We start from the raw sequence: 25441 nt of genomic DNA, 5'->3' as shown, positions 1-25441 counted from the left end.
CCGCTTCCGCCCACGCCGCCCTGCCGCGCAGCGACCGGCTCGGCACCCCGCCCGCCTCTTCCTCCACTCGCCGCTGCGACCCCTCGGGCGAGCGCTGGTGCGGCGGCGCTTCGCCGTCCGCCTGCACGGCGTCGAGCAGGTGCCGGCCCGTGGCCCGGTGATCTTCGCGAGCAACCACATCGGCGTCGCGGACGGTCCGCTGCTGGCGGTCTTCGCGCCCCGGCCGGTGCACGCGCTGACCAAGGTCGAGATGTTCCACGGTGCGCTCGGACGCTTCCTGCGCGCGTCGGGCCAGATCCCGCTGGACCGGTTCCACACCGACCCGGCGGCCGTGAAGGCGTCCCTGCGCGTCCTGCGCGACGGGCACGCGATCGGCATCTTTCCCGAGGGTCGCCGTGGTGGCGGCGATCTCCGGCGATTCCACCGCGGCGCGGCGTACTTCGGGCTGGTCTCGGGCGCCCCCGTCGTCCCGGTCACCATCCTCGGCACGCGCGAGCGTGGGGCCCACACCGACTCGCTGCCCCCGAAGGGCGGAGCGGTCGACCTGGTGTTCGGCACGCCCCACACCCTCGAACCCGTGCCGTGGCCACGCACCAAGGAACAAGTGGAGCGGGCCTCGGTGTTGCTACGGGAGCACATGCAGGTCCACCTGGACCGTGCGCGCGCGTCGACGGGCCGAGAGCTGCCCGGTCCGCTGCCCGCCACAGAAGTCGAACCCGACCCCGCCACCGGGTCACCGAGCTAGGAGCACCATGACCGACGGTCACGACCTGTCCACCGCGCCCGAGGCGCCGACGGACGCGTCCGCGCAGGAAGATCCTGGGCCCGGTCCCGGTGCTCGCCGTCGTCGGCCGGCCGAACGTCGGGAAGTCGACGCTCGTCAACCGGATCATCGGCCGCCGCGAGGCCGTCGTCGAGGACGTCCCCGGCGTCACTCGCGACCGCGTCTCCTACGACGCCAACTGGAACGGCCGCGCCTTCACCGTCGTCGACACCGGCGGTTGGGACCCCGACGCCCGCGGGCTCGCCGAGCGGATCGCCGCCCAGGCCGAGATCGCGGTCGGCCTCGCCGACGCCGTGCTCTTCGTCGTGGACGCCACCGTGGGCATCACCGACGCCGACGAGGCGGTCGTGAAGATCCTGCGCGCCTCGAAGAAGCCGGTCGTGCTGGCCGCCAACAAGGTCGACGACCAGCGCACCGAGGCGGAGGCGTGGGGGCTGTGGAACCTCGGCCTGGGCGAGCCGTTCCCGGTCTCCGGGCTGCACGGCCGGGGCTCCGGCGACATGCTGGACGCCGTCCTGGCCGCACTGCCGGAGCCCCCGCCCGAGCAGGATGCCGTGGCGGGCGGCCCCCGGCGCATCGCCATCGTGGGCAAGCCCAACGTCGGCAAGTCCTCGCTGCTCAACAAGCTGGCCCGCGAGGACCGGGTGGTCGTCGACAACGTGGCCGGCACCACCGTGGACCCGGTGGACGAGCTGATCGAGCTCGGCGGACGGACCTGGCGCTTCATCGACACCGCGGGCATCCGCAAGCGGGTCAAGGAGGCCTCCGGCCACGAGTACTACGCGTCGCTGCGGACCTCGACCGCCATCGACCGCGCCGAGGTGGCCGTCCTCGTCATCGACGGCGGCGAGAGCATCTCCGAGCAGGACCTGCGCATCATCCAGACGATCCGCGAGGCCGGCCGGGCGCTGGTGATCGCCTTCAACAAGTGGGACATGGTCGACGAGGAGCGCCGCTACTACCTCGACCGTGAGATCGAGCGGGAGCTGGTGCAGGTGCAGTGGGCGCCGCGCATCAACATCACCGCGCGCACCGGCTGGCACGTCGACCGCCTCGTCCCGGCACTCGACAAGGCGCTGGAGGGCTGGGAGACCCGGATCTCGACCGGCACGCTCAACTCGTTCCTCGGACGCCTCGTCGCCGAGCACCCGCACCCGGTGCGGGGCGGCAAGCAGCCGAAGATCATGTTCGGCACCCAGACGTCGGTGGCACCGCCCACGTTCGTGTTCTTCACCAGCGGCAAGCTCGAGGCGTCGTACGAGCGCTTCATCGAGCGTCGGCTGCGCGAGGAGTTCGGTTTCGCCGGCACCCCGATCGTGCTCCAGCAGCGTCCCCGGGAGAAGCGCAAGCGCTGAGCGTGCTCTAGCGTGGGTCGGGTGCGACCTCTCGGAGTCCTCACCCCGCTCGTCCTCGCCGCGTCCCTGCTGACGTCGTCCGCCGTCGCCTCGGACGGGTCCCCGCCGGCCAGGCCGGTCGCGGGGACCGGGTGCCAGGCGTTCCCGGACGACAACTACTGGCACGCCGACATCCGCGACCTGCCGGTCCATCCGCGCAGCCGGCAGTGGCTCTCGCACATGTCGACCGATCGCGACCTGCACCCGGACTTCGGCCCGTCGTACGGCGCGGGGCCGGACTACGGCATCCCGGTCACCGTCGTGGGCCACGGCCACAAGCGGGTTCGGGTGCGCTTCGACTACGCCGCCGAGAGTGACCGGGTTCGCTATCCCCTCGGGCGGGACAGCCGGATCGAGGGCGGCCGGAACTCGCCCGGCGACAAGCACGCCGTGGTCGTCGACCGGGGCGCCTGCCGGCTCTACGAGACGTGGAACACGCGGGTCCACGACGGGCACTGGCGTGCCGGGTCGGGGGCGGTCTGGTCGCTGACGAGCGACGCCCTGCGCCCTGACGGGTGGACCTCCGCGGACGCGGCCGGGTTGCCGATCCTGCCGGGGCTGCTGCGCTGGAACGAGGTCAAGGCACGCGACGTGGACCACGCCATCCGGTTCACCACCGACGTCACCAGCCGCCACCACCTGTGGCCCGCCCGCCACGATGCGGGATCCCGGGACAGCCTCGCCTACCCGCCGATGGGGGCGCGCTTCCGGCTGAAGGCGGGCTTCCCGACCCGGGGCTTCTCGGCAGGCGCGAAGGCGGTCATCCGCGCGATGAAGACCTACGGCCTGGTGCTCGCCGACAACGGCTCGCCGTGGTTCTTCCAGGGCGAGCAGAACCCGCACTGGCCCGACCGGTTGATCGCGGACCTCAAGCGGATCCCGGCCTCGGCATTCGTGGCCGTGGACACCTCGGGCCTGAAGGTGTCGGACGACAGCGCTCGGGTGCGCTGAGCGAACCCCAAGGGCCGACCTACCCGCGGCCTGACTGGTCGCGGGGGAGAGGCGACCGCTCGGTGTCGTCGTCGGTGAACGGCCGGCCGCCTCCGAAGGTGCTGCTCACGGCGGCGGCGTCCAGCACGCGGTAGGGGAGCGCCGACGTGGTCGTGCGCGCGCGGAGACGGTCGGCCGGCACGGAGACGCGCGAGGCCACGACCAGCAGGTTCCCGAAGCGGCGGCCGCGCAGGGTTGCGGGCTCCGCGCTCACCATCAGCTCCGGGTAGACGCTGCGCAGGGCCGCCACGACCCGGCGCGTCCAGCCGAACGGCGCGCGGTCGGCGAGGTTGAGCAGGAACCAACCGGACTCGGTCAGCGCGCGGGCGACGGACTCGGCGTACTCCACCGTGACCAGCTCGCCGGGCACCCGAGCTCCGTCGAAGGCGTCGAGGACCACGACATCCGTCGAGCCCTCGCGCAGGGCTGCGACCCCGGAGCGTCCGTCGACCGGGCGCACCTTGATCCCGCTGCGGCGGGGGAGCGGGAGCTCCCGCCGCACCAGCTCGGTGATCTCCTGCGCCGGCTCGAGGACGATCTGCGGCGAGCGGGGTCGTGTGGCGGCGACGTAGCGGGGCAGGGTCATCGCCGCCCCGCCGACGTGGACGATCCGTAGCGGCTCCGCCGCGGGCTCCCAGGCGTCGAGGACGTCGCCGATCCGACGCACGTAGTCGAAGTCGAGCCGGGTGGGGGCGTCGAGATCCACGTGGGACTGGGCCGCCCCGTCGACGCGGAGCACGTAGGCGTTGGGCCGCTCGGTGGGCAGGATCTCCACACTCGTGAGGGTCCCACGCCCGAAGCCCGGCCCGAAATGCACGAAACCGGCACCGCGCTCCTCGCGCGGTGCCGGTCCGGTGAGCTGCCGGCTAGGGGTTCGGCAGCTCACGGCTCTGTGATGCACACCGGTTGCTTGTCCGGACAACGAATCTGGCCCGGCGTCCGTTCCCCCGTCGAGTCCCCCCACGAGCCCCCCGGGTACCCAGTCTGGGCCATGGGGTGCGGCGGGGGGATCATTCGAGCGGCCGGTACGCATGGTCATTTCGGGGGATAGAGCTGTCCCCTTCTCGAACCATGGGGACGCCCGCTGTACCCAAATCGGGTGTCGACGCCGAGCCCCGCGCAGGAGGAACCTGCGGAGCACGGCTTTCGACAGAAAGGCACGACCATGCCCGAGTTCATGGACGTCCACACCGGGATGACGGGGATCACGCCGGAGGGCCTCATGGAGGCCCACAACGCCGACCTGGCCATCCAGGACGACGAGAAGGTCAACTTCAAGCACGCCTGGGCAGACCCCGAGACCGGGATGGTGTTCTGCCTGTCCGAGGCGCCCAACGCCGAGGCCGTGCAGAAGATCCACGAACGTGCCGGTCACAAGGCCGACCGGGTGTACGAGGTGCCGGTCCAGGCGTAGGCCGGGTCCGGTGGCAGCACGAGCGAGCGGAGGGGGAGCCGTGGGGACGAGGACGAAGGCGTTCGGGGCGATGCTGGCCGGTTGGGTGTCCGCGGTGTTGGGGTTCCTCTGGTTCGGGAGCGACCCCCTTGCCGGGCTCACCGTCGCGGTCTCCGGTGCGGTGCTCTTCGGCTGGGCCGCGCACCGGCTGGTCATGAACCCATGACGACGACGATGGTCGATGCGCCCCCTTGCTCCTTGCCCCGGGAGGTCTAGGCACCGATCGACGTGGGGACGCGGGGGACGAACCTGCCCGACTCGGCCATGTATGCCTCGTACTCGGGAAATGCCTCTTTGAGCACCCCCTCCTCCTGCGTCGCACGGAACGACTGAACCAGCACGAAGAAGACGAAGAGCGCGATGCCGTAGGGGCTGAGGACGGCCATGACGGCGCCCGCGAAGCTGATGAACTCGCCCACGTACAGCGGGTGCCGCACGTACCGGTAGGGGCCAGTACGCACGAGCTCCCTCGCGCGGGGAACGACGCCGAAGCTCCGGCCCAGGTAGGTCAGCGAGTAGACGGAGAAGCCGAGTCCCACCGTGATCACGACGATCGAGGCTCCTGTCAGCTCCCGGCTCCTCACCGGATCGGCGTTCACGAGGAGCAGGAACGGGGTGAAGGTGCCCAGATAGGCCGCCCACGTCGCCACGCGGGAGCCGGCTGATGCCTTGGACGGCCGCCGACTGAGCAGCAGCGTCACCATCAGGACGTAGAAGCAGACCCTCAGGAGCTGGTCGACTGCAGTCAACGTCGACGACGCATCAGAGACGTCCGTGCCGCTCGATCGGCTCCAGAGGTCAGCGACGCTGGCGAGCAGGAGAAGCGACAGCACAGGCACGAGGACGAGCCGCTCTGTGTCCAGACCACGCGTCTGCGTTTCATGGTTGCTCACGCCATCCCCCACAAGAGTTGTTGCTGTCGGACGCCATTCGGTACCTGGGCGTCCGGGACGGTGACCTCACCGTCCCGGACCCCCGCGGCCGAATCCCCCAGGTGGGCCTCGCGACCCACTGGAGTCAAGGTTGGTCCTCACCGGATCCCAGAGGATCAGCTGTTCGTATCCACAGGGATAGTCATTTGTGGCCAGGTGGCGACAGAGCTGTCGTCGAGAGCGGAGCCGCTTGGGTGGCGGCATCGCTGTGCGCAGTCGTGCCGAGCCAGGTGCGAGGCGTCGGCGTCCCACTCACTCCACTCGAACCACAACTGAGCCCTCGTGGGGGCTGCTGGTGGACCGGTGGGGGGTGGGGGGCACGTCCCGGACACGTCAAAGCCGGTGCCGCACCCGAGTGCGACACCGGCCCGTCCCCCACGTCATTGATGTCCGGCTACTTCCCTCGTCGAAGACGGCATTCAGGGGAACATCGCCAGACCCATCTGGAACATGGCCCTGACCTGTATTCCAAAAAGCGAACACGGAGGTCGCGATGACCGCGGTGATGAACGCCGCCATCAAGGCGTACTCCACTGCCGTACCGCCTGCTTCCCCCCGCCTCCCCAGTCCCCGGCGGACGACCGGGGGCACGCGCTCGAAGCCGTTGAACATGGTTCTCTCCTGACGAAGTAGGTGAGTCGGTTCTGCGGTGCAGAGGTGCTGCGCCCGGCCAGACCGTCGAGGCAGTCGTTGTGGGTCGGGGCCGGCACCACGCTCGTACGCGGTCGCCGGCCCCGATCTTGTGGCCCTGGCTCAGAGAGCGGCCACGACCTGCTGGAACAGTCCGTCGAGCGCCACGCGAGCGCGCGGACGGTGATGATGATGGCCACGGCGATGAGGGCTACCATCAGGCCGTACTCCACGGCGGTCGCCCCGCGCTCGTCTCGCTTGGCCTTCAGGTCGCCGATGAACATCAGGGTCATGAACTGGATCTTCTCGAGCATTGGATTTCCCCTTCGGAATTGTGTGGATGAAGCTTTTCCCTGTCCGGCGCCCCATGGGAACCCGCCTGTCGAGAATCCTGCCTTCATCTCTTCTCGCGCAGATCGGGAGCTCGGCTTGAACCCGGTAGTCAATTAGGACCACGGTATTTGGCGGAAATAGTCATGTATTAGGTATGTTCGGCGTTCAGGCAGGTGCTCGGAAAGGCCTTGTGCTGTGGCCAGGAGCGGCAGGTGCGTCCCGCCGGCATGCGTCGAGGCCGGCGCCGCACCCGTGTGCGACGCCGGCCTCGGCTCTTGCTGGCTCAGAGAGCCGCCACGACCTGCTGGAACATGCCGTTGAGCGCCACGCCGAGGGCCCGGACGGTGACGATGATGGCGACGGCGATGAGGGCCACCATCAGGCCGTACTCCACGGCGGTCGCGCCGCGCTCCTCGCGCGCCTCGATCTGCGCCTTGAGGAAGTAGACGAACTTGAGAGTGTTGATCTGGACCTGGTTGAGCATGGTATTCCCCTTCGGAATTCTTGGATTGCTTCCGAGCCCCCCACTGGAACCCGTCTGAGGAACATCTTTCCCGGTTGTCGTGACCGCGGGATCGATTGCTCGTCTCGACCGCCATAGTCAATTAGGACTAGGTCGCAATTCCTGAGTGGTGGTCCGCGCAGGACCCATGGCCGAGAGGCATTCGAGGGGGAGACGACACGAGCCGCTCGAACCCACGCGGGGTCGAGCGGCTCGTGTCGTCGTGCGGTTCAGCCGGCGGCGGAGAGGCTGTCGAAGAGCAGGCCGCGTCTCATGGCGGTGACCAGCGCCTGTGCCCGGTTGGCCGCGCCCAGCTTCTCGTAGATGTGCGTGATGTGCGTCTTCACCGTCGACTCTCCCAGGTAGAGCCGGCCTGCGATCTCCCCAGCCCGCAATCCCTCCGCGAGCAGCTCCAGGATCTCCTGCTCCCGAGGCGACAGCTGGGAGGCCGCGGTCGTGGCTCGACGCATGACCGCGCCGGCCAGCCCGGAGGAGAGGAAGCTGCGGGGTGCGCGTGCCGCGTGCTTCGCCGCACTGACGACCTCCGCGCCGCGAGCCTCCTTGTTGAGGAAGGCCGAGGCACCTGCCTCCATCGCCGCGAAGATCTGCGCGTCTCCGGTGTGCATGGTCAGCATCACCAGGCCGACCTCATCGGACTCGGACCGCACGGCGCGCACGACGTCGAGACCGGTGCCGTCGGGCAGCTGCAAGTCGGTCACGACGACGTCGGGACGGAGGGTCCGCCACCTCGTGATGGCCTCGGCCACGGTGGCCGCCTGTCCCACGACGGTCATGGAGTCGTCCCGTTCGAAGGCCCGGGCGAGTCCCTGGCGGATGAGCTCATGGTCATCGACGAGCAAGACGCTGGTGGGCATCGTGTGTTCCTTCCGGGCAGGTGGATTGGGGCGACTGCAGTGACACGACGGTTCCGCCGTCGTGTCGAGGGGTGATGTCGAGCGTGGCACCGATGCGTGCGGCGCGCTCACGCATCGTGTGCAGGCCGTAGTGCCCTGGACGAGGCGTTGGCGCGCCAACCCCGTCATCCTCGACGGCGAGTCGGAAGTTGCTCCCACTGGCGCTGAACCTGACCCAGACGTTGACCGCGTGCGCATGTTTGTGCACGTTGCCGATCGCCTCCTGGGCGACGCGCAACACCTCGGTCGTCACGCGGCGAGAAAGCTGGGCGGACTGCTCGTCGAGCATCAGGTGCACCCTCAGATCGCTGTGCGCGCTCAGCTGGCGAACGTACTCGGACAGGGCCCCGGACAGGTCGTCGGATCCGTCGACCTCGTGGCGCAGGTCGAGGACCGACAGGCGGAGCTCCCGAACGAGCTCGGTGATCTCGTCCCGCAGCGCCTCGGCGGCGGCAGTCGTCTCCGGCCGCTCGGTGAGCTCCGAGACGTCGTCGACCAGGTAGCCCAGCGCTGCGATCCGTTGCGCGACGCCGTCATGGATGTCTCGGGCCAGTCGGTTGCGCTCCTCGTTCGTCGCGATCGCACGGATGTCTTCGACCAGGAGGGCAGTCTCGAGCGCGACGGCGTGCTCGTCGAGGAGCTGCTGGACAGCGTCGGCGAGCTGCTTGGACGGCGGGGTCCAGTGCCCGAGCACGATGGCGCCGAAGGCGTGCTGTCCGACCCGCAGTGGGAAGGCCGTGATGTCATCTCGTTGCACTCGCTGCCCGTAGAAGGTGCAGAGCCTGGCGACCTCTTCCTCCGATGCCGACAGCCGCTCGCGGGTCGACAACGTTTCGAACCGCCGGCCCTTGCCTTGCACGACGACGGTGGGCTCGACCTGGAGCGCCCGGTGGACCGCCTCACGGATGGCCCCGACCTGACGGGTCACGTCGAGCTCGCCAGGAAGGTCGCGAACAAGATCGTGCAGCTGCCCCACCAGTCGGTGGGCCGCGAAGTACGGCGCCTGACGGGCCTCGAGCCTGCGCAGCGACCTCGTCCGCTGCGCACACAGGAGACCGGAGCCCAGGCCGATGAAGAGCCACGGGAGAGCCGCACCGACCCGATCTGCCGTTGCTCCGGGTGTGAGGCCGGCGGCGTCGGCGGCCGTGAAGGCCAGGACGGTCGTCAGCCACGAGTTCATGGTGGGGGCGAATCCACCGCTGATGCCGGCCACGACAGCTGGCACCGCGAGGTAAGGCAGGAGCGGCTCCACGGGTCCGGTTGCCGTACTGACGAGGACCCCCACCATCAGTCCCTCGGTGACCGCGATCCAGGGCACTGTGGAGCGTGAGGCGTGGAGCTCGCAGGCGCAGCAGGTGGTGCCCACGACCGCGAGCGCCATCAACACGATCACCCCGGCACTCAGGCTGCCGTCGTCCAGCACCTGGCCCATGAGAAGTGCGAGGCCGAAGACCCGCACCGCGGTGGTCAGCCTCCAGGTGGGCGCTCCGCCAGCGGGCGAGGGGGTGGCCAGCGTCCACCTCAGCAGGCTACGGGGCACCGTCGGGACGTTCATCGCGACGAGAAGGCGCCGATGATCTGGATCACCGCCGGCCCGATGATGACGATGAACAGGCACGGAAGGATGAACAGCACCAGCGGCACCATGATCTTCACCGGAACCTTCATCGCCTTCTCCTCGGCGCGTTGGCGACGCTTGACGCGCATCTCCTGGCTCTGGATGCGGAGCACGCGGCCGATCGGTATCCCGAGCTGGTCGGCCTGGACCATGGCGAGACAGAACGACTTCAGGTCCGCGATGGTCGTGCGCTCGGCCACGGCACGCATGGCCTCCATCCGCCCGATTCCGAGCTGCATCTCCTGGAGCAGCCTGGAGAACTCCTGGGCCAGGGGGCCCGTGGTGTTCTTCGCAACGCGCATCACTGCCCGTCGAAACCCAGACCGGCCTCGACCGAGATGGTAAGGAGGTCGAGCGCGTCCGGAAGCGCACGCAGCATCTGGGTCTCGCGCTTCTGCCCGGCGTTGTAGAGGAGGATGTTCGGCAGCACGTAGCCGAAGGCACCGAACGCGATCGGGAGGACGAGCATCTTCAGTGGCGAACCGCTCCCGGCAGCCCAGAAGAACGCCAGGCCGGCCAGCGTCATCAGGCCGAGCACCTTGCAGCCGATGATCCGGCTCACGTCCCAGGCAGCCGGATTCCCGGCGATGTCCAGACGGTGCTGGATCCGTTCGTGGGTACCCGCCTGACCAAGCGGCGGCCGATCCCCACCAGACGGTCGCCGAGCGGTGCCAGCACGCGCTCGTTGAAGGGACGTTCGACCTCGGCACGAAGGACTGCGGGTGCCGCGTCGATGGCCTCGATGGCGGCGAGCGAGCGGGCCACCCCTCGTCGTTCAGAGGTGACGACTCCCACCAGGGACAGGCTCAGGGCCGCGCCGCCGAAGACGAGCAGACCACCGAGGAGAAGAACGACAGTCGGAGACATCTCAGACCTCCACCTTCACGATGCGAGACATGACGAATGCGCCGAATGAGAGAAGAACGACCCCGGCGACGCTCATCGCGATGCCCGGTCCCGTGGTCCACAGCAAGGACGCATAGTCGCGGTTGGCGAGGAGCATGTAGCCCAACATGCCGACCGGGAGGACGCCGAGCATCCATCCGGACAGCCTTCCCTCGGCGCTGAGCGACTTGACCTGACGGCGCAGGTACTCACGCTCACGGAGTGTGTCCGAGACCGTGTTCAGGATCTCCGCCAGGTTGCCGCCGACCTCGCGCTGGATCCGCACGGCCATGACCACCCACCCGAAGTCGTCGCTGGACATGCGGTCTGCGACTGACTCGAGAGTGTCCTCGATGGTGATCCCCAGCCGGTGCTCGATCAGTGCCCTGCGGAGCTCACCGGCCATCGGCTCGTGCCCCTCCTTGACGACCGTGTCCACGGCCTGAGCCATGGACAGGCCGGCCGACAAACCTCCGGACATCAGGGTGAGTGTCTCCGGGAGCTGGGCCGAGAAGGCCGACAGTCGCCTGGCGTGCTTGAGCTTGAGGAAGATCGCGGGGAGCACGAGCCCGGCGACGAGGCCCATCACCAGGAAGGGACCGCCCCCGAGCACGAAGCCTAGAAGGGCCGACGCGACCGCGATCCCTGCGTGGAGGAGGATCCACTCCGCCGCCGTGAAGGAGATGCCGGCTGCGTTCAGCCGCTGGGCGAGCCGGGTCTCGAAGTCGTCCTTGACGATCTTCGACGTGAAGGCGACGGCGGAGTCCTTGATGCTAGACGGGGACGCCGCGCTGGGAGTCGTCTCGCCGAGGTAGGCGGACACTCGCTTCTGGGACTCGCTCTGGCCGCGAGCGCCCAGGAGCACCACGGCGAGGATCACCGCCAGGCCGAGCGCCAGGCCTGCTGCGCCGGCGAGCATGACGCCCCGGCCGACCAGCGCGTGGCCGGGTTCGACGACCTGGGGTCCGGCGTCGGTCGCCTGGTCCAGCGACACGTACGCCGAGTCCTTGTAGGTCTGACCTCCCGCGGTCAGCGAGACAGCGAGCTCGACCTCCTTGGCGCTGCCCTGCGGCCGCGCGAATCGAACCAGGAGCTGGCTGGCAAGCGCATCCGCCTCGGCACGAAACGCCGACTCCAGTGCGGTCGCGTCGGCGGCCGTGATGACCTGGCCCGAGCTCGCATCGGCGATGCGAGAGAGGAGCGCGCGGTCAGCCGCGCTCTGGTCGAGGGCAACGACATCGACCGCGGTGCCGTGGTGCTTTGCGGTTGCAGTCGCCTGCGCGAGAGTGCTGCCGCCGCCGGTGTCCCTGCCATCGGTGAGGAGCAGCACGTCGCGGGCGCCGTCCTCACCGGCCAGGTTGACCGCGGCCGTGACGGCGTCGTAGATGCGGGTGTCACGGGTGAGCTTGATGGCGTCGATGGCGTCCGCGATCTTCGCGCGGTCTGTCGTTGGCGCGATCACCTCGTGCACCTTGTCGGAGAAGGTGATGAGACCGACGTTCACGTCCCGGGGTGCGCTGTCGAGGAAGGCCTTCGCGGCCACCTCCGCCTGTCGCAGCCGGTCGCCGGCCATGCTCTCGCTGGTGTCGAGGGTCAGGATGGTGGTCCGGGAGATCTCGCCTGCCTTGACTGGGCTGGCGGTGGCGGCGACGGTGTGCCCGTCCACGCTCACGTCGATGCTGCCCAGGTCGGGCGTGGTGCCGTTGGCGAGCTGTTCCACGTCGAGCAGAAGCGAGACGGTGCCGTCCTGGCCTACTTCCGCGTGCCCGATGCTGACGTCGTTCGCTGCCTGCACGGGCGACGCCAGAAGCACGATCGCCGCTGCGGCAGCCGCTGCGACTGTGCGGACCATTCCTCGAGGCTTCATCGCAGGGCTCCCGACGGGGCGAACAGCGACGGGTCGACGTGCACGTTGTGGTCCGAAAGTCGGTCCAGGAAGCGCGGTCGGAGCCCGGTCGCTCGAAGGTGGCCCATGGCCCGCCCCTGCTCGTCGTATCCCGCGTGGTAGTCGAAGAGGAACACGTCCTGGAGGGTGACGATGTCGCCCTCCATCCCCACGACCTCCGTGATCGCCGTCAGCCGGCGAGTGCCGTCCTTGAGTCGGGTCTGCTGGATGATCAGGTCGATGGCGCTGGATGACTGCTCGCGGATCGCCTTCACCGGAAGGTCCATCCCGGCCATCATCACCATCGTCTCCACGCGGGACAGTGCGTCGCGCGGGCTGTTGGCGTGCACTGTGGAAAGTGACCCGTCGTGGCCGGTGTTCATCGCCTGGAGCATGTCGAGCGCGGCAGCGTCGCGGATCTCGCCGACTACGATGCGGTCAGGGCGCATGCGCAGGGAGTTGCGGACAAGGTCGCGAATGGTCACTGCTCCCTTGCCCTCGATGTTCGCCGGCCGGGACTCGAGCCGCAGCACGTGCTCCTGGTGGAGTCGGAGCTCCGCGGCGTCCTCGATGGTGACGATGCGCTCGTCGTCGGGGATGAAGGACGAGAGGACGTTGAGGGTCGTCGTCTTGCCGGCACCCGTGCCACCTGACACCAGGATGTTGAGCCGGCCCCGGACGCATGCGGCGAGCAGGTCGGCTGCGGGTCGGGTGAGCGTGTCGAAGGAGATGAGATCGTCGACGGTGTAGGGGTCCTCAGAGAACTTTCGGATGGTCAGCTTGGACCCGTCGAGCGCCAGCGGCGGGATGATGGCGTTGACACGGCTGCCGTCGGGGAGTCGGGCATCGACCATCGGGCTGGTCTCGTCGACCCGACGTCCGATCTTGCCCACGATTTTGTCGATGGTCCGTCGCAGATGGCCCTCGTCCGCGAACGACACGTCCACGCGGGTCAGGCGCCCCTCTCGTTCCACGAAGATGTCGTTAGCACTGTTGACCATCACCTCGTTGAGCTCCGGGTCCCTCAGCAGCGGCTCCAGAGGGCCGTACCCGAGGATGTCGTCGGCGATCTCCTGGATGATTCGGGTCCGGTCGGAGCCCGACATGGGCTGGTTCGTGTTCGCGACCGCGCCCTGCAACGCGGTCCGCACCTGGTGCTCCAGATCGCTCTGGGTCATGTTGACGTCGTAGAGCTGGGGACCAAGGGCGCCCACCAGCTGAGCGTGGACCGCCTTCTTGAGGTCTGCGAACGGGTCGCGGGTGACCCTGCGAGGCGGGGTGGAACCGCGCGGCGACGGCTTCGCCTCCTCCTGCGTCGTCACGGAGGTGAGGTTGCGCTCTCGCTGAGCAGCGAAGAGCCGGTCGGACAAGGCCATCTCAAGACCCCTTCCTGGAGAGGAGACCGCGACGCGGGGCTCCATGGCGTGAGTGCGTACGAGACGACGCGGAGTCCTCGTCCGTCCCAGTTCGCGCTGTGAGTGACCGGGCAAACGAGGCGAGGCTCTTGCTGATCTGGTGACCCTTGTCGGAGCGGACGATGACCTCGCCGCGGTTGACCGCGGTCAGGACGTCCCTGCTCGTCGGGAGAGTGACATCGGCCTTCAACCCGAAGGTGTCCTCGAACTCCCCGGTCGACAGGCCGACCTTTGCGTCGGCCCTGTTGAGCACGAACCGCCAGCGGTCACGAGGCAGGTTCAGCAGGTCCAGCGTCCCCGCCGCCAGCTTGAGGCTCTTGAGCGCCGGGATGTCCAGTGTCCCGACCAGCACCAGCTGGTCGCTGAGGTCGAGCGCGTGCAGCACGTAGTCGTCGAACATGCCTGAGGTGTCGACGACGACCACGTCGAACATAGCCTTCAGTGTCTCGAGCAGGGTGCCGATCGGCTCGGCCGGCACCGGCGAGCCGAGCTGCACGGGAGCCGCAAGGACGGACAGTCGCTCCGAGTGCTCGGTCAGGAGGGTCTCGACACCGCTGGGGTCGATCACCCCGCTGAGCTGCGACAGGTCCGCGAGGCTGTGCAGCGGCGTCAGTTGCAGCATGATTGCCACGTCCCCGCAGTGCACGTCGAGGTCGACGATGCACACGCGCTTGCCCTGGTCGGCCAGGGCGGCCCCGATGTTGGTGGCGAGGAAGCTCTTCCCGACTCCACCCTTGGTGGAGAACACGGTGACGAGCGAACCGACCACGGCGGGTTCTTGGTGAGTTTCTTCCGCCATCGCTCGAGCGAGCGCCTCCGCGCGGCGGACGGCATCGCCCAGGCCCGCCGAGTCACTCGTCTCGATGACCTCGCTCATGCCCGATCGCAGTGCATCCGCCAGCACAGCGTGGTCGACCTTCGCGCGGACCAGGATGACACCCAGGGAGGGGCGGGAGATCCGGTTGTGCCGGGCGAACTCGGCAGCTGACTCCTCCTGGACCGAGGGGCCGAGCACCACGACGCGTTCGGCGGGGTGGCGTCGAAGGTGCTCTTCGATCAGGTCGAGCGAGGCGAGTACGGACGCTGATGTGCCCGAGGCAGTACGGAGGACTTCCGCCAGAACCGGGTCCTGCTCGACGATGGCGGTCACCGGGTGCCCCGGAAGATCTCGGGCATGATGTCGTTCGCAGTGACTCCGGGGAGGTTGAGTGCCTTGGACTTGTCGGTGCGGAGTGCGAACGAGACGTCGCCGTTGCGGGCGGCATAGATGACGCGCTCGGCCTGGTCCTGGTCGACGGCCAGGGTGAGGATCGTGCGCGGGATCTGCTCGGTCGTCTGCTCGCCGTTGTTGTCGGTCGTGGTGCGCGACGTGACGGTTGTGTCACCGACACCGATGACCTGCACCTTCGGCAGCAGGATTCGGGTGTACTGCGGCAGCTTTTGGGTGCTGCCGTCCGGCTTGTAGATCTCCGGGTCGGCGGAGGCGAAGACAGCGACCCAGGAACCGGGGTTGACGAAACCTGCCACGCGGGCGGGGTCGGTGAGCTCGACGCTGACCGCCATCTTGCCCGCAGGGATGCTCAGCGAGTCCTCGGAGCCCGGCTTGCCGAACTGCTGCCCGATGATCTGCTGGCCGGGGTAGATGGCACCGAGAGCGACCTTGTCGTCGATCGAGGCCGTCGAGCTGAGTGCCCCCTCGACCATGTCGCCGCGGACTACCTCGGTCTTCTCGAGCTTGCCGGCCGCCTGGGCGTCGGCCACGGACTCGCCCGCTTCGATGACGTCGGTCGCGGTGAGGACGGAGACCCGCGTCTGGCCCTCGGTGGCCCGGGCATCGATGCCCTGGACGTACATGATGATCATCGCGGTGCCCAGCGCCGCGATGGCGAAGGCGACGGTGAGGAGGATGGATCGTCGTGCCATGGTGTGTCCTTAGGTGATGGTCGAGCGGTGAGTGGTGTGCCTGTCCGGTGTCCGCGCCGTCATTCGACGAGGACGAGTGCCTTGGGGCCGGAGCCGGTGTAGTCGGCTTCCCCGCCGACCGTCGGTGCGAACTCGGGAAGCGCCTTCTCGTCGAAGAGGATGACCTTGAGCTCGGTGATGCCCTGGGAGTCGGCGATCAGGCCGTCGAGCGGACTGATGGTGCCCGGAGCCCCGTGCGTCGCCGACGTGCTCTGGTCGGAGACGAAACCGGGGCGGAAGCCGATGATCGGCCACGACTTCTTGCCGGTCGACGGATCCGTGTCGAGCACCGGCACCCAGAAGAACCTCGGCGAGTTGTAGATGTCGGACGAAAGCGCCTCGGTTGCGGTCGACGTGCCGTCCACCAGGTCCTGGATGCTGGCACCGTTGGTGATGAAGCAGGTCAGCAGGTCGTCGTTGACGTGGAAGCCCTTGACGGTCGCGGCGGTGCGACTGCTGTCGTGGTAGCGACTGCAGTTGCTCGTCGAGTCGGCGTCAAGCCGGCCCTTCAGTCCACCCTTGCCGGTGATCATGCCCTCATTGGTCTCCGCGATCTTGAGACCGGGCTCGGTGGCCAGGCAGTTGGTGCCGTTGACCGGGGAGTTCTTCGACTCGACGCTGCCGGCCTGACCGTCGCACTGCCCGTTCGGGTGTGGGTGGATCGCCAGCGTCGGCTCGACGCCCTTGATGATGTTCCACTGCAGGGGGAACGAGTTGGTGTCGGAGCGCGGCAGGTCGATCGTGCCGAAGTTTCCTTCGTTGGAGTTGTCGCAGTAGAGCTTCGGCGGGCCGACGGTGAAGCGCTGGGCGTTCGCCGCCTTCGACCACTTGTCGGTCGAGAGGGTTCGTACGTACCAGGCGTCGTCGACCTGGAGGACGGCGAGGGGGACCTGGAGCGTGATCGAGGCGGTCGTGTTCACGGTCGGCGCGGTGACGGGGACGGTGTAGTGGTAGGGCGGGCCGCCCGCGCCGGTGAAGCCGACCTGGGTGACGTCCTTGAGCTGGGTACCGGTCAAGGTGATGCTCAGCGAGGTTGTGCCGGAGGCCGTGGTGTCCGGGGTGATGGTGAAGGTCGCGTTCGTGTGCTGCGAGGAGTCCGGCACGAGGGGCGGGATCGCGAGCTGCGGACCACTGTCGTTGCGGATGCTCTGCTGCCCCTTGTCGCAGCCCTGGACCGCGAAGAAGGGGAGCACCGCCTTGGCGCGGGCAGCCTTGATCTGGGCCGCTGCGTGAGCGTTGACGTCGATGCCGCTGGGAGCGCCGGGCAGGACCTTGGCCAAGCTGAAGTCCGCGCGGCTGGCCGGTGCCCACAGGTCGACGCGCCACTTGTTGCACGAGATGTAGCCGTCCCGGTCGCCGGGGTGCCGCCGAGGTCGATCGCGTACTGGCCGTTGACCTTGTTCTCGGCCTTGTTGAGGTACTCGGTGGCCTTGTCGATGACTTCCTGGTTGCAGGGTCCCGCGGAGTTGAGCTCGGCGGCAGCGGCCATCACGGCCACATCGACGTCGGTCTGCTCCAGGGACTTCTTGGCGTAGGCCTGGCCGATGTCAACGGCGAAGGCCCCGACCCCGAAGAGGACTACGGACGTCAGCGCGAAAATGACTGCTGCGGCGCCTCGCTCGTTACGCCTGCTACGTGCTCGTCGCATGTCAGCAACCCCCTGCCGGGACGTTCTCGACACGCGAGGTCGCGCTCTTCGTGATGGTGGGGTTGAACCAGGGGAAGAACCCGACGTTGATCGAGTTGAACTGGACCCTGACGGTGATCCCGTCGCCGACCTTGACCGGCGACGTCTTGGACACCGTCACGGTCGGCGTGTTGGCAGCCGGCGGCCCGGTGAGGGGCTGGGTGCCCGCGCTCTGGATCTTGGCCGTGTCGCAGGGACTCACGGCTGCGACCCGCGCCGCCTCGCGAGCGGCGTGACCGCCGGCCTGCCAGGCCCAGAACCACAGGCTGAACTGGATGATCCCGAACAGCAGAGTGCACAGGAGGATCGCGATCAGTGCGAACTCGACCGCCGCTGCCCCCTGCTCGCTGCGCCGCTGGCGCAGCCCGTGGATGTTCCGCATCCCTTCGCCTCCTGAGCCGTGGGTTCCTGACCCCCGCGAGAAGGCTCGTGGCGCGGTCGGCGCGCTATCGGACAATTACGGGACGCCTACCCAATGTGGGTGAAGGCACGGGGCCGTGAGGTGGCCATCCGGTCTAGCCCGGAGCGTGGCGCATGGGATGGTCGGGTCTTGGGAACGAAGGCCAGGACCACGAGATCCGGGAGGGATCAATGCCGAACGACGAGCCCGACATCCGCGGCGACCTGTTGGCCGTGCTGATGAAGAAGGTCGAGCAGGACCAGTACCCGTCGTCGACGATGATGGACATGATCGAGGAGCTGCTCACCCCTGACGAGCTGGCGACCTACGCCCACGTGCTCCTCGACAAGATCCAGGCCGACAACTTCCCGAGCCTGGACATGGTGCGACGGCTCAGCGACCTGTGCTGACGCCGCCTCGACGACGGCAGGGTCGGGAGACCGTCGAGCCGGTGTGAGCCGGTGGCGGCCTTTGCCGCCAGGTAGCGCGCATTCTCGGGGCTCAGGTGCACGGCCGTCGGGACCTGCTCGGTCACGGTGACCCCGAGCCGCTCGAGCTGGGCCGCCTTGTCGGGGTTGTTGGTCAGCACCGCGATCCGCGGCGCGCCCAGGGCCTGCAGCATCTGGGCGGCGACGGTGTAGTCGCGCTCGTCGGCGCCGTGGCCGAGCGCGAGGTTGGCCTGGTAGGTGTCCAGGCCGGCGTCCTGCAGCGCGTAGGCGTCGAGCTTCGCGTACAGGCCGATGCCGCGCCCCTCCTGGCGCAGGTAGAGCAGGTAGCCGCCCGTGTCCGAGATCCGTTCGACGGCCTCGCGCAGTTGCGGACCGCAGTCGCAGCGGCGGCTGCCGAGCACGTCACCGGTCAGGCACTCACTGTGGGGGCGGACCAGCGGTGGCGGGTCGGCGTACGGGTGCGGGTGCACCGCTGCGGCGCGGTCCCCGAGCCCCAGGGCGAGGTGCTCGCGCCCGTCGACCAGGCCGTCGAACGTGAAGACGCGGGCGGTGGTCCGGTAGCCGTCGGCGAGGCGCAACGGCACCAGCAGCTGCGTCCGGATCGTCGCGGTCGGTGATGACTGGGCCATGCGGTCGCCTCAGTCCGTCTCGAACCGGCTCGAGAGCGCGTAGCGCAGCAGCACGACGTCCCCGATCCGCCGGACGTCCGCGAGCTGCGCCCGCCGGTCGGGGTTCCACGGGAAGCAGCCGTCCCCCACGAGGCGGCGGGCGCGGGAGTCGCCCACGAAGAACGGCGCCACCACCAGGTGCAGCTCGTCGGCCAGGTCGCCGGTGAGGAACTGTGTGAGCACCGTCCCGCCCCCCTCGACCATCAGCCGCCGCACACCCCTCGTGCCCAGGTCCTCGCCCAGGTGCTCCAGGTCGACCGGTCGGCCACCGTCGACCACGGTCGCGACCTCGCCGAGCCGGTGGCGGGCCTCGGCGACGGCGTCGGTCGGGCAGTAGACCAGCTTCTCCTCGTCGCCGGTGGTGAAGAACCGGGCGCCGGGGTCGAGTCGCGCGCGGCGCGTGAGGGTCACCTTCAGGGGAGTGGGCGGCAGGCCGCGCGCGACCCGGTCCCGCCGCCGTGCCGGGGAGCGCACCAGGAGGCGTGGTTGTCGGTGCGGACGGTCCCGGCGCCGACCAGGATGGCGTCGCAGCCCGCGCGGACGGAGTCGACGCGGTCCAGGTCGGCGCTGTTGGAGAGCACCAGGCGGCGCTCCGAGGCCGTGTCGAGGTAGCCGTCGATCGACATGCCGCAGCTGAGCAGGGTGTAGGGCCGATCACCCATGGGCGGTCCCTTCCAGCACCCGCACGGGCTGAGGAGCCTGGCGACGTACGTCGTCGCGAAGCGTCCGGTCCTTCTCCCGCAGCCAACCGGCGGCGATCACCACGGCGCCGGGCAGGCTGGCGACGAGCGCCATGACGCCGTACACGACGGCCGTTGCGACGCCCAGGTCGGCGCCCAGCCCGGCCGAGGCGAAGGCCCACGCCGCAACCCCTTCACGCGGACCCCAGCCGGCCACGTTGGTGGGCAGCCCCATCGCGAGCAGGACGAGCAGTGCCAGCGGCAGCACCAGCACCGGGGAGCTGCTCGATCCTGCCACCCGGGCAGCGAGCAGGAACGTCGCCACGTGGGCCGTCACCGCGAGCACGGAGGCGAGCAGGATGCCGAGCCCGGCCGTCCCCTGGAACAGGGCGCTGCGGAGGTCGGTGCGCAGGGCACGGATGGCCCGGGCCGCCGGGGACGGACCGGATCGCGACAGCACGCGGGCCAGCAGCCACAGCGCCAGCGCGACTCCCGCGACGGCAGCCGTGATCGCCGGGATCGACCCGCGGACCGGCGACGGCAGCAGCAGGAGCACCAGGAACGCCAGGCCCAGCTGCACCGCCTGCCCGGCGGAGCGTTCCCAGGCAACCGCCCTCAGGCCCCGGCCCAGGTCGCCGGTGCCGCGTCCGTGTCGGACCGCGCGGTGCACGTCGCCCACGATGCCACCGGGCAGCGTCGCGTTCACGAGCTGGGCGCGGTAGCAGGCGGCCACAGCGCCGGGCAGGGGGAGCGGTACGCCGAGCCCGCGGGCCACCAGGCTCCACCGCCAGGCACAGCTCACCGTGGCGACGACGCCGATCCCCGCGGCCGCGGCCAGCGAGCGCGCGTCGAGCAGCCGGACGCCCTCGAGGAACGGGCCCGTGCCCACGCGGACGACGAGGAGGGCGAGGATCGTCACTCCTCCAGGCCGCGGACCACCGGCCACACGCGGGTCACGACCCCACCTCGGCGAGCACCCGCGCGATCCTCGCGGTCGTGTCCCGCCACCCGGGCAGCTCGGCACGCCGGTGCCGTGCCGCCTCGCGGAGGCCGTGGCGCAGGTCGGGGTCGCCCAGCCAGCGGCGCAGCGCGGACGCGAGCGGAACGTGGTCCCCCGGGGGCACCAGCAGGCCCGGGAGTCGCCGGGCGCTGTCACCGCCCACGGCCTCCGGGAGCCCGCCGGCGGTGGTCGCGATGACCGGCACCCCCGGGCAAGGGCCTCCACGGCCACCATGCCGTAGGTCTCGGCCCGCGAGGCCAGCACGAGCGCGTCGGCCTCCGCGTAGGCGGTGTCGAGCTCGGTGCCGGACAGCGGGCCGGAGAAGCGGATCCGGTGGGTGAGTCCCGCCTCCTCGACGCGGGCGCGGAGGTCCTCGGCGAAGCGCGGGTCCCGCGCGAGGCTGCCCACGACGAGGCAGCGCCACGGCAGGGGGGCCAGGGACTCCAGGGCCGCGACCAGCACGTCGTAGCCCTTGCTGCGCGTGACCGTGGCGACGCAGAGCAGCGACTGGCCGGAGCAGGTGCCCGGGGCGACCTCCGCGGGGTCGACGCCCGGCCGGGCAACGTGCACCCGGGCCGGGGGCAGGGCGTAGCGGTCGACCAGCCAGGCCCGGGTCCAGGCGCTCGTGACCAGGACCGCGGTCGCGCAGGTCAGGACGGCTCGTTCGCGGGCGGCGACGCCGGCTCCCCGCGCGCGGCGGCCCCGTCGCCGAGTGGCATGTGCACGAGCACGACCAGTTCCAGCCGGCGGGCTTCGGGCACGAGCACCTCCGGAGCGGCCGAGGCGATCAGCCCGTCGAGGAGCACGATCGCTCCGTCCGGGATCCGCGCCAGGAACCCGGCCAGGACGAACAGGTCCCGCGGCTCCGGTCTCGGCCACGAGCCGGGCACCGCGACCTCGTGCACCGCCCAGCCGAGGTCGGCCAGGCCGGTGGAGACGCGACGGTCGTAGACGTTTCCCCCGCTGGGCCGTCCCGGGTCGTCGACGCCGGCGGGTACGACGAGATGCACGGCGGTCACAGCGGCCTCTCGTAGGCGGCCCACGCGACGTGGGACTCGTGCAGGGTCACCGCGATGGCGTCCAGCACCGGCACCGGCTCACCCACGGCGCCGGCGCGCGTGGCGTCGGCGAGGCGGTCTGCCACCGTGCGGGCCAGCGTCTCGGTGGTGGTGTTGACGCCCGCGAAGGCGGGGTCGTCGTCGAGGTTGCGGTAGGTCAGGTCCGCGAGCACGGCGTGCAGGGCCTCGGCCGCGCGGCCGATGTCGACGACGATGCCGGAGTCGTCGACCTCCGCGCTCCGGAAGGTCGCGTCCACGACGTACGTCGCCCCGTGCAGGCGCTGCGCCGGCCCGAAGTCCTCGCCGCGCAGGCTGTGGGCGATCATCATGTGGTCGCGGACGGTCACCGAGAACATCAGGCGGACTCCTCGTCGTAGGTGACGGTGTGGCAGAGCCCGGGCAGGCTGCCGTCCGCCAGCCGGCTCATCACCCCGGGCAGCTCGTGGAAGGCGCACGAGCTGGTGAGCAGCACGTCGAAGGCCGGGTCCCTCAGCAGCTCGAGGGCCAGCTCCAGCCGGTCGGACGTGGTGCGGGTGCCTCGCCGCGCGGCCGCCACGGTCCCGACCTGGCTGGCCCGGATGCGCAGGCGGTCGTGGTGGAAGGCGCCGCCGAGCGACAGCGTGACCTCGGTGTCGCCGTACCAGCTCAGGTCCAGGACGCTCCCCTCGGCGACCAGCAGGTCGAGGGACCGCTGGAGGCCGGCCGCGGTGGCGCTGGCATGCACCACGAGGTCCTGCGCTCCTTCGGCGTCGCCGGGGAGAGCGAAGTCCGCGCCCAGGGCTGCGGCGACGATGCGCCGTGACGGGTCGACGTCCACCAGGGTCACGCGCGTGCCCGGGATGCGGGCCACCAGACGGGCGACGCAGCAGCCGACCATCCCGGCGCCGACCACCGTGACCCGGTCGCCGAGTAGGGGCGGGGCGTCCCACAGCGCGTTCACCGCCGTCTCCACGGTGCCGGCGAGGACCGCCCGGGAGGCAGGCACGTCCTCGGGCACCACCGTGACGGCTTCGGCGGGGACGACGTACGCGGTCTGGTGCGGGTACAGGCAGAAGACCGTGCGGCCACGCAGTCGGGCGGGGCCGCGCTCGACGACCCCGACGTTGAGGTAGCCGTACTTGACCGGTCCCGGGAAGTCCCCCTCCTGGAACGGCGCGCGCATCGTGTCGCGCTGGGCCGCGGGGACGCCGCCCCGGAACACCAGGCCCTCGGTGCCGCGGCTGACGCCCGTGCGCCGGGTCCGGACCAGCACGTCGTCCGGACCCGGCTCGGGGAGCACGGACGCCCGGATCTCGCCGACTCCGGGCTCGCGCAGCCAGAATGCGAGGGTGTCGTCCACCACCGGCCTCACCTCTTCTGCTGTCCAGTGTCGTCGTGCCCGGTGCTGAACCGGGGGAGCACATACGCCGTGTTGTCTCTCGTATCCCACATCACGGAGGCGCAGTGCGTAAGGTTCAAGTCGGTCCGGCGGCGGGTCTGATCGCCCAGGTGACCCTGCTGCTGGTGCTGGCCGGGACGGTCGGTCTGGGTGCTGCGGGTTGGGTCGTGGGGCTCGCGAGCGCCGTCGGCACCGACGCGGCGCTGGCCCGCGGGCTCAGGCGCTCGGGCGCGGCGGGCCTGGGACCGGCCAACCGGGTGACCCTGGCCCGCGCCACCCTCGTCTGTGGCGTGGCTGCCCTGGTCGCCCAGTCCTTCGCCGGATCCGGGCCCAAGGCGGTGCTGGTGGGGCTGGCGACGGTCGCGCTCGCCCTCGACGCGGTGGACGGCCGCGTCGCCCGGCGTACGGGCACTGTGTCGGCGCTGGGCGCCCGCTTCGACATGGAGGTCGACGCGTTCCTGATCCTGGTGCTCAGCGTGCACGTCGCGCCCGCTGCCGGCGCGTGGGTGCTGGCCATCGGCGCGGCGAGGTATGCGCTCGGGGCAGCCGGATGGGTGCTGCCCTGGCTCCGTCAGCCGGTGCCGCCGCGCCCCTGGCGCAAGGCGGTAGCCGCCATCCAGGGCATCGTGCTGACGGCCGCCGCTTCCGGTCTGTTCCCCGAGCCCGCTTCCCGAGCCGCGCTGGCCGTCGCGCTGGTCCTGCTCGCCGAGTCGTTCGGGCGCGACGTGTGGTGGCTGTGGCTCCGCCGCGACGCCGTCGTACGCCCCACGACCGGACGAGGAGCGGTGGTCTCCGGCGCCGCGTCGGTCCTGGCCGGGGCGGCGGTGTGGACGGCCCTCGTCCTGCCGGACCGCGTCGTCGAGCTCACCCCGGCGGCATTCGTGCGGATCCCCGTGGAGGGACTGGTCGTGGGGGCGCTCGCCCTGCTGCTGCCCTCCGTCGCGAGAACCCTGATGGCGACGGTCTTCGGGCTCGCACTCGCCGTGGTCGTGGTGCTCCGCGTCCTCGACATGGGCTTCTTCGCGGTCCTCGACCGGCCCTTCGACCCGGTCTACGACTGGTACTACCTGCGCCCCGCGGTCGGGGTCCTCGGCGACTCGGTGGGCCGGCCGGGCGCGTCGGCCTCGGTGGCCGCGGTGCTGGTCGCGGTCGTCGCGTTGCTCCTCCTGCTGCCCCTGGCGGTCGTCCGGCTGACCCGGGTGATGTCATCGCACCGGCGCGGCTCGGTGCGTGTCCTGAGGGCGCTGGCCACGGTCTGGGTGCTGGCCGCCGTCTTCGGCCTCCGGCTCGCCCCGGGCGGGGGAGTGGCCTCGACCAGCGCCGCCGGCCTGGCCCTCGGCGAGGTCGGTCTGGTGCGGGCCGGCATCGCGGACCGGCAGGCCTTCGACCAGGCCCTGGCCGTGGATCCCTTCGCCGGCACCCCGGGCAGTCGCCTGCTCACCGGGCTGCGCGGCAAGGACGTGCTGCTGGTGTTCGTCGAGAGCTACGGGCGCGTCGCCGTGCAGGGCTCGTCCTTCTCGCCCCGGGTGGACGCCGTCCTGGACTCCGGCACGAGGAAGCTGCGGGCCGCCGGCTTCTCCTCTCGCAGCGCCTTCCTCACCTCGCCGACCTTCGGGGCCGCCAGCTGGCTGGCGCACTCGACGCTCCAGTCGGGGCTGTGGGTCGACAGCCAGGAGCGCTACGACCACCTCCTCACCCGCGACCGGCTCACGCTCAGCTCCGCGTTCGGACGCGCCGGGTGGCGCACCGTGCTCGACGTACCGGCGGACACGCAGGACTGGCCGGAGGGCGCGGCGTTCTACCGCGCCGACCGGATGTACGACGCGCGCAACGTCGGCTACCGCGGGCCGATCTTCAGCTACGCGACCATGCCGGACCAGTACACGCTCTCCGCCTTCCGCCGCCACGAGCTCGCGTCCGGCCACGCCCCGGTCATGGCCGAGATCGACCTGGTGTCCAGCCACCACCCGTGGACGCCGCTGCCCCACCTGGTCGACTGGCGCCACGTCGGGGACGGCTCGGTCTTCGACGGGATGCCCGAGCAGGGGGCGTCCCCGGACACGGTGTTCCGCGACCCCGACCTGGTGCGGGCGGCGTACGGCCGGTCGATCGAGTACTCGCTGAAGTCGCTGGTCTCGTTCGTGCGCACCTACCCCGACCCCGACCTGGTGATGGTGGTGCTGGGGGACCACCAGCCGCACACGTACGTCACCGGACCCGACGTCGGTCACGACGTCCCGATCACGATCATCGCCCATGACCGCTCGGTGCTGCACCGGATCGACGCGTGGCACTGGCAGGACGGGATGCGGCCGTCCCCGGAGGCGCCCGTGTGGCCGATGGATTCCTTCCGCGATCGCTTCCTGACCGCGTACGGTCCGGGGTCGACGAACTGGCCAGCGGACTAGACCTGCGGAAATCGTC

27 protein-coding genes and 2 pseudogenes are annotated in these 25441 nt (G+C 70.2%); 7 read left to right on the top strand and 22 right to left on the bottom strand.

The genetic code is table 11. The features are described from left to right. Positions 1-97: 97 nt before the first annotated feature. The 3 genes from H0S67_RS12765 (at position 98) to H0S67_RS12755 (ending at position 3129) form a co-directional block, all read left to right on the top strand. Entirely contained in the window at positions 98-745 is a 648-nt protein-coding gene (locus H0S67_RS12765; RefSeq protein ID WP_246354707.1) for a lysophospholipid acyltransferase family protein, read from the top strand. 71 nt (positions 746-816) lie between these two features. Further along, positions 817-2139, top strand: coding sequence for a ribosome biogenesis GTPase Der (der, locus tag H0S67_RS12760; protein WP_180936908.1), 1323 nt, complete (start codon positions 817-819; stop codon positions 2137-2139). Between the two features lie 21 nt (positions 2140-2160). Continuing rightward, complete coding sequence (locus H0S67_RS12755; RefSeq protein WP_180933373.1) at positions 2161-3129, top strand: hypothetical protein; 969 nt, start codon at positions 2161-2163, stop codon at positions 3127-3129. Between the two features lie 19 nt (positions 3130-3148). Here the strand turns inward: H0S67_RS12755 and H0S67_RS12750 are convergent, their stop codons facing one another. After that, entirely contained in the window at positions 3149-3943 is a 795-nt protein-coding gene (locus H0S67_RS12750; RefSeq protein ID WP_246354706.1) for a spermidine synthase, read from the bottom strand. 390 nt (positions 3944-4333) lie between these two features. On the opposite strand from H0S67_RS12750, the gene H0S67_RS12745 reads away from it, so the two are divergent. After that, positions 4334-4582 (top strand): SCO4226 family nickel-binding protein, encoded by a 249-nt coding sequence (locus H0S67_RS12745; protein ID WP_180933372.1) that lies wholly within the window; start codon positions 4334-4336, stop codon positions 4580-4582. 40 nt (positions 4583-4622) lie between these two features. Then, positions 4623-4787 carry a hypothetical protein gene (locus H0S67_RS12740; RefSeq protein WP_180933371.1) on the top strand — a complete coding sequence of 55 codons (165 nt, stop codon included), beginning with the start codon at positions 4623-4625 and terminating at the stop codon, positions 4785-4787. Positions 4788-4833: 46 nt separating this feature from the next. Here the strand turns inward: H0S67_RS12740 and H0S67_RS12735 are convergent, their stop codons facing one another. The 14 genes from H0S67_RS12735 to H0S67_RS12665 form a co-directional block, all read right to left on the bottom strand. Next, entirely contained in the window at positions 4834-5526 is a 693-nt protein-coding gene (locus H0S67_RS12735; protein WP_180933370.1) for a methyltransferase family protein, read from the bottom strand. 545 nt (positions 5527-6071) lie between these two features. Then, positions 6072-6497 (bottom strand): Flp family type IVb pilin, encoded by a 426-nt coding sequence (locus H0S67_RS12730; RefSeq protein ID WP_219635254.1) that lies wholly within the window; start codon positions 6495-6497, stop codon positions 6072-6074. Positions 6498-6799: 302 nt separating this feature from the next. Further along, complete coding sequence (locus H0S67_RS12725; protein ID WP_180933369.1) at positions 6800-7000, bottom strand: Flp family type IVb pilin; 201 nt, start codon at positions 6998-7000, stop codon at positions 6800-6802. A 248-nt stretch (positions 7001-7248) separates the two neighbouring features. Next, the gene (locus tag H0S67_RS12720; RefSeq protein ID WP_180933368.1) at positions 7249-7893 is read right to left on the bottom strand and encodes a response regulator transcription factor; all 645 of its coding nucleotides are present in this window, start codon (positions 7891-7893) and stop codon (positions 7249-7251) included. Then, a complete protein-coding gene (locus H0S67_RS12715) occupies positions 7865-9472 on the bottom strand; it encodes a sensor histidine kinase (protein ID WP_180933367.1) in 1608 nt (535 codons plus the stop codon). The genes H0S67_RS12720 and H0S67_RS12715 overlap by 29 nt, the downstream gene beginning before the upstream one ends. An 11-nt stretch (positions 9473-9483) precedes the next feature. Continuing rightward, entirely contained in the window at positions 9484-9852 is a 369-nt protein-coding gene (locus H0S67_RS12710) for a type II secretion system F family protein (RefSeq protein WP_180933366.1), read from the bottom strand. After that, positions 9852-10112, bottom strand: coding sequence for a hypothetical protein (locus H0S67_RS12705; RefSeq protein WP_180933365.1), 261 nt, complete (start codon positions 10110-10112; stop codon positions 9852-9854). The genes H0S67_RS12710 and H0S67_RS12705 overlap by 1 nt, the downstream gene beginning before the upstream one ends. Further along, on the bottom strand, positions 10109-10417 hold the full coding sequence (locus tag H0S67_RS12700) for a hypothetical protein (protein ID WP_180933364.1): 309 nt from the start codon (positions 10415-10417) through the stop codon (positions 10109-10111). The genes H0S67_RS12705 and H0S67_RS12700 overlap by 4 nt, the downstream gene beginning before the upstream one ends. A 1-nt stretch (position 10418) precedes the next feature. Beyond that, entirely contained in the window at positions 10419-12287 is a 1869-nt protein-coding gene (locus tag H0S67_RS12695) for a type II secretion system F family protein (RefSeq protein WP_180933363.1), read from the bottom strand. An 11-nt stretch (positions 12288-12298) separates the two neighbouring features. After that, positions 12299-13696, bottom strand: a complete 1398-nt coding sequence (locus H0S67_RS12690) for a TadA family conjugal transfer-associated ATPase (RefSeq protein WP_180933362.1) — start codon at positions 13694-13696, stop codon at positions 12299-12301. A 1-nt stretch (position 13697) separates the two neighbouring features. Beyond that, on the bottom strand, positions 13698-14885 hold the full coding sequence (locus tag H0S67_RS12685) for a CpaE/TadZ family protein (protein ID WP_180933361.1): 1188 nt from the start codon (positions 14883-14885) through the stop codon (positions 13698-13700). Further along, the gene (gene cpaB / locus H0S67_RS12680; protein WP_180933360.1) at positions 14882-15658 is read right to left on the bottom strand and encodes a Flp pilus assembly protein CpaB; all 777 of its coding nucleotides are present in this window, start codon (positions 15656-15658) and stop codon (positions 14882-14884) included. The genes H0S67_RS12685 and cpaB overlap by 4 nt, the downstream gene beginning before the upstream one ends. Positions 15659-15717: 59 nt before the next feature. Next, on the bottom strand, positions 15718-16977 hold the full coding sequence (locus H0S67_RS12675) for a hypothetical protein (protein WP_219635253.1): 1260 nt from the start codon (positions 16975-16977) through the stop codon (positions 15718-15720). Between the two features lie 369 nt (positions 16978-17346). Then, positions 17347-17766, bottom strand: coding sequence for a TadE family protein (locus H0S67_RS12665; RefSeq protein ID WP_180933357.1), 420 nt, complete (start codon positions 17764-17766; stop codon positions 17347-17349). Between the two features lie 209 nt (positions 17767-17975). Here H0S67_RS12665 and H0S67_RS12660 point away from each other — a divergent pair, with 209 nt between their 5' ends. After that, on the top strand, positions 17976-18194 hold the full coding sequence (locus H0S67_RS12660) for a hypothetical protein (RefSeq protein WP_180933356.1): 219 nt from the start codon (positions 17976-17978) through the stop codon (positions 18192-18194). On the opposite strand, the gene H0S67_RS12655 is transcribed toward H0S67_RS12660, so the two are convergent. The 7 genes and pseudogenes from H0S67_RS12655 to H0S67_RS12630 form a co-directional block, all read right to left on the bottom strand. Continuing rightward, entirely contained in the window at positions 18110-18862 is a 753-nt protein-coding gene (locus H0S67_RS12655; RefSeq protein WP_180933355.1) for a GTP cyclohydrolase II, read from the bottom strand. The genes H0S67_RS12660 and H0S67_RS12655 overlap by 85 nt on opposite strands. 9 nt (positions 18863-18871) lie before the next feature. Next, a pseudogene (locus H0S67_RS12650) lies at positions 18872-19527 on the bottom strand (RibD family protein). A 28-nt stretch (positions 19528-19555) separates the two neighbouring features. Next, positions 19556-20737, bottom strand: coding sequence for a lysylphosphatidylglycerol synthase transmembrane domain-containing protein (locus H0S67_RS27380; protein WP_425489808.1), 1182 nt, complete (start codon positions 20735-20737; stop codon positions 19556-19558). After that, positions 20667-21151 (bottom strand): annotated as a pseudogene (locus tag H0S67_RS27375) (glycosyltransferase family 4 protein); the annotation flags it as partial. The gene H0S67_RS27380 and the pseudogene H0S67_RS27375, both read right to left, overlap by 71 nt. A gap of 80 nt (positions 21152-21231) precedes the next feature. Beyond that, positions 21232-21600: a hypothetical protein gene (locus H0S67_RS25245; RefSeq protein WP_246354704.1), complete on the bottom strand. Its 369-nt coding sequence runs from the start codon at positions 21598-21600 to the stop codon at positions 21232-21234. Next, positions 21597-21995: a 6-pyruvoyl trahydropterin synthase family protein gene (locus H0S67_RS12635; RefSeq protein ID WP_180933353.1), complete on the bottom strand. Its 399-nt coding sequence runs from the start codon at positions 21993-21995 to the stop codon at positions 21597-21599. The genes H0S67_RS25245 and H0S67_RS12635 overlap by 4 nt, the downstream gene beginning before the upstream one ends. Further along, positions 21995-22981, bottom strand: coding sequence for a zinc-dependent alcohol dehydrogenase (locus tag H0S67_RS12630; RefSeq protein ID WP_180933352.1), 987 nt, complete (start codon positions 22979-22981; stop codon positions 21995-21997). The genes H0S67_RS12635 and H0S67_RS12630 overlap by 1 nt, the downstream gene beginning before the upstream one ends. Positions 22982-23127: 146 nt before the next feature. On the opposite strand from H0S67_RS12630, the gene H0S67_RS26725 reads away from it, so the two are divergent. After that, a complete protein-coding gene (locus H0S67_RS26725; RefSeq protein WP_219635251.1) occupies positions 23128-25425 on the top strand; it encodes a CDP-alcohol phosphatidyltransferase family protein in 2298 nt (765 codons plus the stop codon). Positions 25426-25441 lie beyond the last annotated feature (16 nt).

This window comes from Nocardioides ungokensis (assembly GCF_013466985.1).
GTDB lineage: Bacteria > Actinomycetota > Actinomycetes > Propionibacteriales > Nocardioidaceae > Nocardioides > Nocardioides ungokensis.
This window is presented reverse-complemented; position numbering and strand designations above follow the sequence as displayed.